At 71.9% G+C, this 11,811-nt stretch carries 11 protein-coding genes and 2 pseudogenes; 4 read left to right on the top strand and 9 right to left on the bottom strand.

Going from position 1 to position 11,811, the window contains the following annotated elements:
- Positions 1-29: 29 nt before the first annotated feature.
- Together ACFJI0_RS04605 and ACFJI0_RS04600 are read right to left on the bottom strand one after the other, a co-directional pair.
- The gene (locus ACFJI0_RS04605) at positions 30-935 is read right to left on the bottom strand and encodes an RNA polymerase sigma-70 factor (protein WP_382323600.1); all 906 of its coding nucleotides are present in this window, start codon (positions 933-935) and stop codon (positions 30-32) included.
- Positions 936-980: 45 nt separating this feature from the next.
- Positions 981-2,138 carry an aromatic ring-hydroxylating dioxygenase subunit alpha gene (locus ACFJI0_RS04600; RefSeq protein ID WP_382323599.1) on the bottom strand — a complete coding sequence of 386 codons (1,158 nt, stop codon included), beginning with the start codon at positions 2,136-2,138 and terminating at the stop codon, positions 981-983.
- Positions 2,139-2,228: 90 nt separating this feature from the next.
- Between ACFJI0_RS04600 and ACFJI0_RS04595 the strand changes: the two genes are divergently transcribed.
- Both ACFJI0_RS04595 and ACFJI0_RS04590 read left to right on the top strand, forming a co-directional pair.
- The gene (locus ACFJI0_RS04595) at positions 2,229-3,200 is read left to right on the top strand and encodes a diacylglycerol/lipid kinase family protein (RefSeq protein WP_382323598.1); all 972 of its coding nucleotides are present in this window, start codon (positions 2,229-2,231) and stop codon (positions 3,198-3,200) included.
- A complete protein-coding gene (locus ACFJI0_RS04590; protein ID WP_382323597.1) occupies positions 3,197-3,985 on the top strand; it encodes a metallophosphoesterase family protein in 789 nt (262 codons plus the stop codon). Before ACFJI0_RS04595 ends, ACFJI0_RS04590 begins: the two co-directional genes overlap by 4 nt.
- A gap of 4 nt (positions 3,986-3,989) precedes the next feature.
- Here the strand turns inward: ACFJI0_RS04590 and ACFJI0_RS04585 are convergent, their stop codons facing one another.
- The 6 genes from ACFJI0_RS04585 to ACFJI0_RS04560 form a co-directional block, all read right to left on the bottom strand.
- A complete protein-coding gene (locus ACFJI0_RS04585) occupies positions 3,990-4,889 on the bottom strand; it encodes an NAD(P)/FAD-dependent oxidoreductase (protein ID WP_382323596.1) in 900 nt (299 codons plus the stop codon).
- Positions 4,864-5,337 carry an Rrf2 family transcriptional regulator gene (locus tag ACFJI0_RS04580; protein ID WP_382323595.1) on the bottom strand — a complete coding sequence of 158 codons (474 nt, stop codon included), beginning with the start codon at positions 5,335-5,337 and terminating at the stop codon, positions 4,864-4,866. The genes ACFJI0_RS04585 and ACFJI0_RS04580 overlap by 26 nt, the downstream gene beginning before the upstream one ends.
- 57 nt (positions 5,338-5,394) lie before the next feature.
- Entirely contained in the window at positions 5,395-5,916 is a 522-nt protein-coding gene (locus ACFJI0_RS04575) for a GNAT family N-acetyltransferase (protein WP_382323594.1), read from the bottom strand.
- A complete protein-coding gene (locus tag ACFJI0_RS04570; protein ID WP_382323593.1) occupies positions 5,913-6,434 on the bottom strand; it encodes a DUF962 domain-containing protein in 522 nt (173 codons plus the stop codon). Before ACFJI0_RS04570 ends, ACFJI0_RS04575 begins: the two co-directional genes overlap by 4 nt.
- 79 nt (positions 6,435-6,513) lie before the next feature.
- Positions 6,514-7,017, bottom strand: a complete 504-nt coding sequence (locus ACFJI0_RS04565) for a hypothetical protein (RefSeq protein ID WP_382323592.1) — start codon at positions 7,015-7,017, stop codon at positions 6,514-6,516.
- Positions 6,977-7,315 (bottom strand): hypothetical protein, encoded by a 339-nt coding sequence (locus ACFJI0_RS04560; RefSeq protein WP_382323591.1) that lies wholly within the window; start codon positions 7,313-7,315, stop codon positions 6,977-6,979. The genes ACFJI0_RS04565 and ACFJI0_RS04560 overlap by 41 nt, the downstream gene beginning before the upstream one ends.
- A gap of 33 nt (positions 7,316-7,348) precedes the next feature.
- On the opposite strand from ACFJI0_RS04560, the pseudogene ACFJI0_RS04555 reads away from it, so the two are divergent.
- Positions 7,349-9,626 (top strand): annotated as a pseudogene (locus ACFJI0_RS04555) (ATP-dependent DNA helicase).
- Positions 9,627-9,635: 9 nt separating this feature from the next.
- Here ACFJI0_RS04555 and ACFJI0_RS04550 read toward each other — a convergent pair.
- Positions 9,636-10,953, bottom strand: a pseudogene (locus ACFJI0_RS04550) (hemolysin family protein).
- Between the two features lie 9 nt (positions 10,954-10,962).
- Between ACFJI0_RS04550 and ACFJI0_RS04545 the strand changes: the two are divergent.
- A complete protein-coding gene (locus ACFJI0_RS04545; RefSeq protein WP_382160458.1) occupies positions 10,963-11,799 on the top strand; it encodes a symmetrical bis(5'-nucleosyl)-tetraphosphatase in 837 nt (278 codons plus the stop codon).
- Positions 11,800-11,811 lie beyond the last annotated feature (12 nt).

Raw genomic sequence — 11,811 nt, 5'->3', positions numbered from 1 at the left:
GGGGTTGGGGAACACACCTCTGAAGACGGTCAGGGCCTGGGGTTTGTGACAGCCAGGTCGCGGCCCAGCGCGGCGGCGATGCGCGCGAGCTTGTCGGGGTTGCGCTGCACGTGCAGGCGCAGGATGCGCTCGCCGTCGGTCACGAACGATTGCGCCGACTCCAGCCCGCCCTGGATGAAGCGCAGCAGGCCCCACTGCCCGTTGAGCACCACGACCTCGAAGCGCACGCCCTCGCCGAAGCGCCGGTGCGTGGCGTAGAAGAGCTGCGCGATGCGCCGCCCGCCCACCAGCGGCACGCCGAAACTCGGCACCTTGCCGCCGCCATCGCCGATCAGTTGCGCGTCCTCGGCCAGCAGCGACTGCAGCCGGTCGAACTGCCCGGTGGCGGCGGCATCGGCAAAGCCGCGCAGCAGGCGCAACTGGGCCTCGCGCGGCACGATGTGGCGTGGCCGGTCGTCCTGCAGCTGCGCCTTGGCGCGGTGCACGATCTGGCGGCAGGCGCTCTCGGTCTTGCCCAGGGCCTCGGCCACCTCGCCGTAGTCGGCGTCGAACACCTCGCGCATCAGGAAGGCCGCGCGGGCTTCGGGTGCCAGCCGCTCCAGCATGGCGAGAAAAGCCACCGACACGTCGTCGGCGCGCTCCAGCAGCTGTTCGGGCGTCACCGGCGCATCGGCCAGCAGCGGCTCGGGCAGCCAGGTGCCGATGTAGTGCTCGCGCTGCACCTTGGCGCTGCGCAGGCGGTCGATCGCCAGGCGCGTGGTCACGGTCACCAGCCAGGCCTCGCTGCTGTCCAGGTCGGCGTGCGCGGCCTCGTGCCAGCGCAGCCAGGCGTCCTGCACCACCTCCTCGGCTTCGGCCGGCGAGCCCAGCATGCGGTAGGCGATGCCCTGCAGCCGGGGGCGCAGGCGGTTGAAGGTGGTGGTGGGATCGTTCATGACCAGCCAGACGGGCGAGCGCCCGGTTTTGTGACAGGCGCGATGCTAAGCGCCCTCGCCCGCCATGCGCTGCACCGAGGCGTGGAAGGCCTCGCAGGCGAACTCGTTCTCGCCGAAACACAGGGCCTGGTTCGCCCCGCTGTCCAGCCCGCGCTGCATGCTGGCCGCGAGCGCGAAGTCCTCGTCGATCGCGGTCCAGAACATGTCGAAGTTGCGCTGCCAGTAGCTGTCGCTGCGGGTGGCCAGGTGCTGGCGCGGCGCGATGAGCCAGCCGTCGACCTGCGTGGTGGCGGCGTCGGTGGGCGAGAGCGCGAAGGCGTTGACGTGGTCGCCCTCCCAGAGCAGCAGGGTGGAGGGGAACAGGAAGTAGATGGTGTTGATCGTCTTCGCGAAGCCTTCCAGCGTGGCCGGCGGCTCGCTCAGTTCCTCGAAGCTGCGCTTGGGCAGCACGATGCGCTGGTGGTCGCCCACTTGGTCGTGCACCACCACGTTGTCGTGGAACAGGTAGGCGATGGTCTCGCGGTGGGCGTAGGCGAAGTGGTAACTCTCCAGGTTGGCGTCGAGCACCAGCTTCCAGTTCGAGGCCTGGGTGAAATGGCGGTGGCGCTGCACGCGCGCGGCGGCGTCGAAGCCCAGGCCGTCGATCTCCTCGCCCAAGGGGCCGAAGTACGCGGCCCAGTCGAACGCGGGCAAGGCCGTCGCCACCACCCAGACCAGGCCGAAGCGCTGCGCGCAGGGCAGCTCGACCAGGCCGGCGCTGGCCTTGGGCGCGTGGGGAAAGTCGCGGTCGTGCGGGCGGCCGACGCAGGCGCCGTCGTTGCCGTAGGTCCAGCTGTGGTACGGGCACACGAAGCGCTCGCGTCCCTGGCCACAGGCGCCCTCGGGCACCAGCGCCGCGCCCCGGTGGCGGCACACGTTGATGAAGGCGCGCAGCTGCCCGTCGGCATGGCGGGTAAGCAGCACCGGCACCCCATGCACCGAACGCGCCAGCCAGTCGCCGCTCGCCTGCAGCGCGGCCGCGTCGGCCACCGCCTGCGGCAGCCGGCGCAGGGCGGCGAGTTCGCGCTGGTGGCGCGCGGGGTCGAGGTAGCGCGCCACGGGCGACCAGTTGCCGGGCAGGCGCTGGCGGTGTTCACCATTGAGCGCGGCCTTCACGCGGTCGAACAGTTGGGCGGCGGGGGAGGTGGGCAGGGGCGCGTTCATGCCCACCATCATCGCCAGCCGGACCGGCTTGTGCCATGGGGTTTTCAACCAGCGCCGCTACACTGGTCCGAACCCATCCCTTGGCCGCCCATGCCCGAAGTCCCCCCTTTCGATCCGGCCTCGACGCTGCACTTCGTCATCAACAGCCGCTCCGGCAGCCAGGACGGCGACGGCACGCGAGCGACCATCGAGGCCGCGCTGCGCGCTTCGGGCCGGCCCGGCCAGCTGCACGTGTGCGAACCGGCCGACCTGCCGCGCCGCACGGCCGAGCTGGCGCGGCAGGCGCGCGAAACGAACGCCGCCATCGTGGCCGTGGGTGGCGACGGCACCATCAACACCGTGGCCCAGGCCGCGCACGCCGCCGGCTGCGCCCTGGGCGTGATCCCGCGCGGCACCTTCAACTATTTCGCGCGCACGCACGGCATCGCCACCGACGTGGCCGATGCCATGGCGCAACTGCTGGGCGCGCGGCCCGAGCCGGTGCAGGTGGCCGCCGTCAACGAGCACCTGTTCCTGGTCAACGCGAGCCTGGGCCTGTACCCCGACCTGCTGGAGGACCGCGAGGTCTGGAAAAACCGTTTCGGGCGCAGTCAGTGGGTGGCGATCTGGGCGGCCTTCGCCACCCTGTTTCGCGCGCAGCGGCGGCTGAAACTGCGCATCGGCCTGGACGGCGCGCAGCGCGAGGTGAAGACCCTCACCCTGTTCGTGGGCAACAACCGCCTGCAGCTGGAGCAGGTGGGCGTGGTGCAAGGCCAGCGCCCCGATGGCGCGCGCGACAACGGCCGCGTCACGGCGGTGATGCTCAAGCCCATCGGCACCCTGGCCCTGCTGCGCCTGATGTGGCAGGGCGCCATGGGCACGCTTGGCGAGGCCGACGACATCGAGCACTTCGAGTTCCAGCAGATGGTGGTGCGCGCGCCGTCGGTGGCGGGTGCGCGGCGCCTGAAGGTCGCGGTCGATGGGGAAGTCCTGCGCATGAAGGCGCCGCTGGATGTGCGCGTGCTGCCGGTGCCCCTGTTCCTGCTCAAACCGGCACCCGCCGACCGCGAGGCCCCCGCTTGAGCGCGATCCTGCAGGTCTCGGACCCGCACTTCGGCACCGAGCGGGCGCCGGTGGTGCGGGCCCTGGTGCAGCTGGCCCAGCGGCTGCGGCCGGACCTCGTGGTGCTCTCGGGCGACATCACCCAGCGCGCCCGCGCCCCCCAGTTCGAGGCCGCGCGCCGCTTCATGGACCAGCTGGGCGCGCCCCGGCTGGTGATCCCGGGCAACCACGACATCCCGCTGTTCAACGGTTGGGCCCGGCTGGTGCGGCCCTACGCGGGCCACCGCGCGGCCTTCGGCGATGAGCTCGAACCGCAGTTCAGTTCCGCCGGGCTGTTGGTGCTGGCCGTGAACACCACGCGCGCGCACCGGCACAAGAACGGCGAGGTGTCGGCGGCGCAGGTCGCGCGCGTGGCGGCGCGGCTGGCCGAGGCCACGCCGGCCCAGTTGCGCGTGGTGGTGGTGCACCAGCCGATCGATGTGCAGCGCCCGCAGGACGAGCCGGACCGCCTGATCGGCCACACCGCCGCGCAGGACGCCTGGGCCGCCGCGGGCGCCGACCTCGTGATGGGCGGCCACATCCACCTGCCCTACGTGATGCCCCTGCCCGGCCTGGCGCGACCGATGTGGGCGGTGCAGGCCGGCACCGCCGTGTCGCACCGCGTGCGGCCCGGCGCGCCCAACTCGGTGAACCTGGTGCGCTGGCACGCGGCCGAGCGCGCCTGCGCCGTCGAGCAGTGGGACTACGCGGCCACCGAAGAAGTCTTCGTGCAGGTCCGCGTGACGCGCCTGCAACCGGCGCGCTAAGCGATCAGCCGAACATCAGGGCGCGGTGCGCGCTGGCCCCGGCCATGGCGCCCGCGCCCACCGAGATCGCCACGTTGCCGGCCGCGCGCGCGGCATCGCCGCAGGCAAACACGCCGGGCACGCTGGTGCCCTGCATCGCGTCGGTGCGGATGAAGGCGCCCGTGGGGCCTTCGTCCATGGCGCAGCCCAGCTGCGCCGCCACCGGGCTGGCGATGTGCGTGCGCGCCATGGTGAACAGACCATCCAGGGCGAAGCGGCGGCCATCGCGCAGCTCCACCGTGGCGGTGTCCACCAGGCGCGCCACCGCGCCGGCTTCCACCGCGACACCGCGCGCGGCCAGCGCGGCGCGCTGCGCCTCGTCGGGCACGAAGGCCTCGTTGAGGAACAACGTGGTCGAGCCCCAGTCCGGCAGCATCAGCGCGTGGTGCATGGACATCTCGCTGACCGCCAGCACGCCGATGCGCCCGTTGTCGAGCTCGTAGCCGTGGCAGTACGGGCAGTGGAAGACGCCCCGGCCCCAACGCTCGGCCAGGCCTTCGATGGCCGGCAGCTCGTCCACCACGCCCGTGGCGATCACGAGCGTGCGGGCCTGCTCGGTGTGCGCACCGTCGAGCGCCACGCCAAAACCCTCGCCCTGCGCTTCGGCGCGCGCGACGGTGCCGTCCAGCCAGCGCACGTTGGGGTAGGCGAGCAGCTGGGCCCGGCCCTCGGCGGCGATGTCGCCGGGCGCGCGGCCGTCCTGGCCCAGGAAGCCGTGCGAGGCGCTGGCGAAGCGGTTGCGGCGCAGGCCGGCGTCGATCACGAGCACGCGGCGGCGCGCCCGCGCGAGCTGCAGGGCGGCGGACAGGCCGGCGTAGCTGCCGCCGATCACGATGGCGTCATTCGGGGAGGTGGTGGTGGGCATGGTGGCTCCTGGCATGGGGGTGGGCGTCGAAACGGCGGTTGAAATCGGCCGCGAGGTCGGCCAGCGTCACGCGGCCCAGCCGCTGCACCAGCAGCGCCTGGGCCTCCTGCAACGCGCCCGACAGCGCCTCGTTGACCGCCTGCTCCACCAGGCACTCGGGGTTGTCCGAGCGGTGGCCGATGGCGAACACCGTGGGTGCGCCGACCGCGTCGTACACGTCGCGCAGGGTCACGGTCTTGAGGTTGCAGGCCAGCACCCAGCCGCCGCCGTGGCCCCGTTCGGAGCTCACGAAGCCGGCCTCGCGCAGGCCGGCGAGGGTGCGGCGCACCACCACCGGGCTGCTGCCCTGCAGGCAGGCGGCCAGGGCCTCGGAGGTCATGGGCCGCTCGCTCTGCGCCATGTGCAGCAGCAGGTGAAGGATGGACGAGAGTTTGCTGTCGAGTTTCATGTAACTTGAATAGTTACATGAAAACGACCTCGGTGCCACCGCGCGCCGATCAGCCCGTCAGCGCGTGTGGTTTTCGGCTTCCGGCGGCCGCACGTCGAAGGCCTCGTGGTAGCTCACCTCGCCGTGCGGCACCCGCCCGTTGAAGGCCAGGGCCTGGAAATACTCGGGCGGCACACCCGGCAACAGCAGGGTGGGCACGGCGCGAAAACCGAAGCGGCCGTAGAAGGCCGGCTCACCCACCAGCACACAGCCGTCCGCGCCCTGATCGCGCAGGCGCTGCAGGGCCGCGCGCATGAGCCCGCTGCCCACGCCCAGCCCCTGGTAACCGGGCAGCACCGAGATCGGGCCCAGGCCGAACCAGTGCCGCGTGCCATCCGACACCGTCACCGGCGACACCGCCACATGGCCCACCACGGCGCCCTGCCGCTCTTCGACCAGCGACACGGCAAGCTGCCCCGCGGCGCGCAGGGCGTCGACGATGAGGTGCTCGGTGTGGCTGGTGTGCGGCGCGCGCTGGAAGGCGGCCGCCGTCAGCGCGTGGATGGCTTCGACGTCGCCGGGCGACTCGGGCCGGATCACTTGGCGAGCTCGCGGCCGCCGTGCACCGGGCCCGCGCGCGACTCGACCACCGCCTCCACCTCGCGGCGCAGGCCCATCAGGAAGGCAAGTTCGGCCACCACGAACAGCGGGCCGATGATGAGCCCCATGACGTCGTCGACAAAGGCCGGCTTGCGGCCTTCGTAGATGTGGCCGACGAACTGGATCACCCAGCCCATCACGAACAGGCCCACGCCGAAGGTGGCCCAGGCGCCGGTGGACAGGCCCGCCGTGGCATGCGCCACCGCCAGGCAGGCCGCGAGCAGCAGGCCCATCACCACGCCGAAGCGCAGGTCCAGCCGCAGGTAGTAGAGCGTGGCGGCGATCACCGCCAGCGTGGCCGGGGACAGGGGCAGGCCCGCCACGTCGAAGGCCGGGCGCGCCAGCAGCACCACGACCGAGAGCACGATCATGGGAATGCCGATGAAGTGCGTGACGATGTTGCGGCGGTCGCGGTGGTAGGCCGCGTACTGGCTCAGGTGGTCGTTCAGGGTTTTCATCGTGGTCTCCGAGAAACAGCACAGGCACACATCATCGCCAGAGTGGCCCTGCCGCGCCAGTGGGATTTCACCGATCGGGTCACAGCAGCGACTGCGCGTCGTCCTCCGGCCGCACGGCCGGCCCGCTGCGCGCCAGCGCCATCCACACGTGGAAGGGCAGGCGTTCGACCGCGCGGCGCGGCGCCTCGCGCGCCACCACCAGGCGCTCGCCTTCGAGCTGCATCACGCCGCACTCGGGCGGCACCTCGTCGGGCGCGGCGATGGGGCGGCCCTTGGCGTCCTGCCCCAGCACGTACCAGCAGGCGCTGGCCAGGCCCAGGTAGGCGGCGCGCTTGGCGGGTTTGCGCAGGTCGCCCAGCAGGTCGGCCCGGCTCACCTTGATCTCGTGCACCACGGGCTCCAGGTAGGCCTCCACAGTGGTGTGCCGCACCGAGAACACGTCCGGAGAGGCCATGCACCAGCCGTGCTCGGGCGCAGGGGCGGCGACGGCCTCGCTCTCGAAGGCGCAGGCCTGCAGCGGGCCGCCGGTGTCCGCAGCGGGCTCACCGCCCAGCAGCGCGCGCGGCAGCGGCACGCGCAGCATCAGGCCGCGCCAGCTGAGCCGCCCGGCCTGAGCCATCGCCGTGCGCAGCGCGCTCCACCAGGGCCTCGTGCGGCGTGCGCGCGGCCTTGTTCTGGCTGAACACCTCGGCCAGCCGCTGGATGCCGGCCTCGGTCACGCGCAGGCTCTCGAAACCCTCGGGCGAAGGCCGGCGCTCCAGCAGGCCGGCGGCGAGCAGCTCCACCTCCAGCATGTCGTGGCAGGGCCAGCCGGCCGAGCGGTAGATCTCGCGCAGGCGCTGGTGGTGGCGCCGCGTCAGGGCGGGGGCGATCGCAGACATTTACTGACTATATATCCAGTACCATGGTGGGTCATGTCGGCCAACCCACCGTCCATCGACACGTCCACCGCCTCGGTGGCGGTGCGCGTGCTGTGCGCCTTCGCGGCCAAGGCGGGCGACCTGGACCTGCGCTTCACGCCCTCGCCCAGCGCGCAGGACGGCATCGCCGGCCACACCACCGTCACCACGCGGCGCGCGGCGGGCTACCAGCGCGAGGTGCCGCTGAGCGCCCGCTGTGGCGAGCTGCGGGTGCAGGGCCGGGCCGACGGCTTCGACCCGGCGGTGCCGCGCCTGGAGGAAATCAAGACGCACCGGGGCGACGCCGCGCGCATCCCCGACAACCACCGCGAACTGCACTGGGCGCAGGCGCGGGTCTACGGCTGGATGCTGTGCGAACAGCACGCGCTGGAGCGCATCGAACTCGCGCTGGTCTATTTCAACATCGATACCGCGCAGGAGACGGTGCTGCCCGTGTGGCACAGCGCGGTGGAGCTCAAGGCCTTCTTCGAAACGCTTTGCGCGCGCTACGCGGGCTGGGCGCGCGCCGAGCTGGCGCACCGCGCCGCGCGCGACGAGGCGCTGCGCGCGCTGGCCTTTCCGTTCGAGGGCTTCCGGCCCGGGCAGCGCGAGCTGGCCGCCGCCGTCTACCGCTGCCACGGCGCCGGGCGCCACCTGCTCGCGCAGGCGCCCACCGGCATCGGCAAGACCATCGCCAACGCTGTTCGGGGCCCTGCGCGCCGCGCCCGCCCAGGGCACGCACAAGCTTTTCTACCTGACCGCCAAGACACCCGGGCGCCAGCTCGCGCTGCACGCCCTGCAGCGCATGAAGGCCCAGCCACTGCGCGTGCTCGAACTGGTGGCGCGCGACAAGGCCTGCGAGCACCCGGACAAGGCCTGCCACGGCGAGTCCTGCCCAGTCGCGCGCGGCTTCTACGACCGCCTGCCGGCCGCGCGCGAGGCCGCCGCGCAGGCGGGCTGGCTCGACAAGGCCGCGCTGCGCGAGATCGCCCTGCGCCACGAGGTCTGCCCGTATTACCTGGGCCAGGACCTGCTGCGCTGGAGCGACGTGGTGGTGGGCGACTTCAACCACTTCTTCGACCTCAGCGCGCACGCCTGGTCGCTCACGGTGGGCGACGGGCTGCGCGTGGGCCTGCTGGTGGACGAGGCGCACAACCTGATCGAGCGCGCGCGGCTCATGTACAGCGCCGAGCTGCGCCCCGCCGCCTTCCAGGCCGTGCGCAAGGGCGCACCGGCCGCGCTGAAGAAAACCATGGACCGGTTGCAGCGCCCCTGGAGCGCGCTGGCGCGCCTGCAGACGCAGGACCACACGGTGCTGCCCGAACTGCCGGGTGCGTTCATCGAGGCCTTGCAACGCCACAGCGCGGCGCTGTCGGACCACCTCGCGCTCGAACCCGAGGGCGCGCACGCGGCCGGTCTGCAGGACTGGCTGTTCGAGGCGCAGCGCTTCCTGCGCGTGGCCGAGGTGTTCGACCAGCACTCGCTGGTGGACCTCACGCCCGCGCCGCGCGCGGCCGGCCGCGCGCGTCAGCCGGTGCTGAACATCCGCAACCTCGACCCCGGCCCGCTGCTGCAGCCGCGCTGGCAGGCCGCGCACAGCGCCACGCTGTTCTCGGCCACGCTCAGCCCCATGGCCTACGTGAGCGACCTGCTGGGCCTGCCGCAAGACACCGCGCGCCTGTCCGTGCCCTCGCCCTTCGATGCCTCGCAGCTGCAGGTGCGCGTGACGCCGAACCTCTCCACCCGCTACGCCGACCGCGCCGCCTCGCTCGACCAATTGGTCGAGGTCATGGCCGACCAGTACGCCCAACGGCCCGGCAACTACCTCGCCTTCTTCAGCAGCTTCGACTACCTGCAGCAGGCGCTGCAACGCCTGCAGGCCACGCACCCGGCGCTGCCGGTGTGGGCGCAGTCGCGCGGCATGGGCGAACCCGAGCGCGAGGCCTTCGTCGCGCGCTTCACCGAAGACAGCCAGGGCATCGGCTTCGCCGTGCTGGGTGGTGCGTTCGGTGAAGGCATCGACCTGCCCGGGCAGCGCCTCATCGGCGCCTTCATCGCCACCCTGGGCCTGCCGCAGCTCAACCCGGTGACCGAACAACTGCGCGCGCGGCTGCAGGCCCGTTTCGGGCAGGGCTACGACTACGCCTATTTGTTCCCGGGCCTGCAGAAGGTGGTGCAGGCCGCCGGCCGCGTCATCCGCGGACCGGACGATGAAGGCGTGGTGGTGCTGATGGACGAGCGCTTCGGCCGTCCGGAGGTGCGGCGCTGGCTTCCCGCGTGGTGGGGCTTGTGAGCGCGCGGCTCAGCCGTCGGCCTCGACCGCCGCTTCCGACTCGGGCTCGGGCAGGCGCGTGATCAGCACCTGATCGATGCGGCGCCCATCGAGCACCAGCACCTCGAAGCGCCAGCCCGCGCAGTCCACGTGCTCGCGCCGGCCCAGCAGGTCGCCCGCCACGGTCTGCATGAGGCCGGCCACGGTGTTGTAGCGCCCCTTGTCCTCGTCGGGCAGGTCGTCGATCGCCAGGCGCGACTTCAGCTCGGTCACCGGCATCGCGCCGTCCACCAGCCAGGCGCCGTCCTCGCGCTGCGTCGCCCAGGCGTCCACTGCGGTGCGCGGCGACAGCTCGCCGGTGATGGCCTCCAGCATGTCCAGCGGCGTGAGCAGGCCCTGCACCACGCCGTATTCGTCAACCACGAACACCATGCGCGTCGCGCGTTCGCGGAACTGCTCCAGCAGCTCCATGCCGCTGAGTGTCTCGGGCACGAACACGGCCGGCAGCACGTGCTGCATCAAGGGTTCGTTGTGGCCTTCGGATTGCAGCGCGAGCATGCGCGGCAGGTGGATCACACCGACCACGTCGTCCAGCCCGCCCCGGCACACCGGGTACCAGGAATGGCCGGTGGTCCAGGCCTTCTGCACGGCCGCGTCGATGCGGTCCTCGGCGTCGAGCCATTCGATTTCCGAGTGCGGCACCATGATGGAGGTGAGCTGACGGTCGTCCAGCAGGAACACGTTGCGCACCATCTGGTGCTCGTGTTCCTCGATGATGCCGGCGTCCACGCCCTCCTCCAGGCTGGCGTTGATTTCCTCTTCGGTCACGTGCTGCACGGCGTTGGTGTCGATGCGCAGCAGCTTGAGCACCCACTGCGTGGTGTGCGTGAGCAGCCACACGAAGGGCTTGGCGGCCTGGGCCACGAAGGCCATGGGGCGCGAAACCCAGCGCGCGACGGCCTCGGGGTAGAGCTGGCCGATGCGCTTGGGCACCAGCTCGCCGAACACGATGGTGATGAAGGTGATGACCACCACCACGATCGCGGTCGGCCATCACGCTGGCCGTGGCTTCCGTCAGGCCCCATGCCACGAGCTGGCGACCCAGGTCGTCGCTGAACGCAGCCTCCCCCACGATGCCGTTGAGCATGCCGATGGAGGTGATGCCGACCTGCACCGAGGAGAGGAACTGGGTGGGGTTGTCCAGCAACTGGAGCGCGGTGACCGAGCCCTTGTCGCCGGCCTCGGCCATGGCCGTGAGCCGCGCCTTGCGGCTGGATGCCAGGGCCAGCTCGGACATGGCGAACGCCCCGTTGAGCAGCGTCAGAAAAACAATGAGGAGGGTGTCCATAATCGGCCAATGGCACTTTACATGATCGGGGATGTGCAGGGCTGCGACGCGGCGCTCGGCCGCCTGCTCGACGACATCGGTTTCTCACCCAGCCGCGACACGCTGTACCTGCTGGGCGATCTCGTCAACCGCGGGCCGGCCTCGCTGGCCGTGCTGCGCCGGCTGATCGCGCTCGACGGCGCGGCGCACTGCCTGCTCGGCAACCACGACCTGCACCTGCTGGCCACGGCGCACGGCGTGCGCAAGCCACATCGCAGCGACACGGTGGGTGACATCCTTGCCGCGCCCGACCGCGAGGCCTTGCTCGACTGGCTGCGCGCGCGGCCCATGGCGCTGTTCGAACACGGCTGGCTGATGGTGCACGCGGGCGTGCTGCCGCAGTGGGACGTGGCCGGCACGCTGGCGCTGGCCGGCGAGCTGCAGGCCGTGCTGCGCAGCGCCGACTGGACCGGCTTCCTGCAGGAGATGTATGGCAACGAACCGCCGCTGTGGAGCGACTCGCTGCGCGGCGCCGCGCGCCTGCGCGTGATCGTCAATGCCTTCACGCGGCTGCGCTTCTGCACCGCGCAGGGCGTGATGGAGTTCGACACCAAGGACAGCGCGGGCGCGGCGCCCGAGGGCTTCATGCCCTGGTTCGACGTGCCGGGCCGGCGAACCGAAGGCGTGCCGATCGCGTTCGGCCACTGGTCCACGCTGGGCGCGGTGCAGCGCCACGACCTGCAGGCGCTGGACACGGGTTGTGTGTGGGGCGGTTGCCTCACCGCGGCCCGCATCACGGAGGTGCCGGGCGAGGTGGAGCGGATCTCGGTGCGCTGCGAGCAGGCCAGCAAACCCGGCAAGCGCTGAAGGAGCGGCGGC

The sequence above is a fragment of the Hydrogenophaga sp. UC242_53 genome, from assembly GCF_042696965.1.
Taxonomy (GTDB): Bacteria; Pseudomonadota; Gammaproteobacteria; order Burkholderiales; family Burkholderiaceae_C; genus Hydrogenophaga.
Note: the sequence above shows the minus strand (reverse complement) of the source record. Positions and strands in the feature narration are given on the sequence as shown.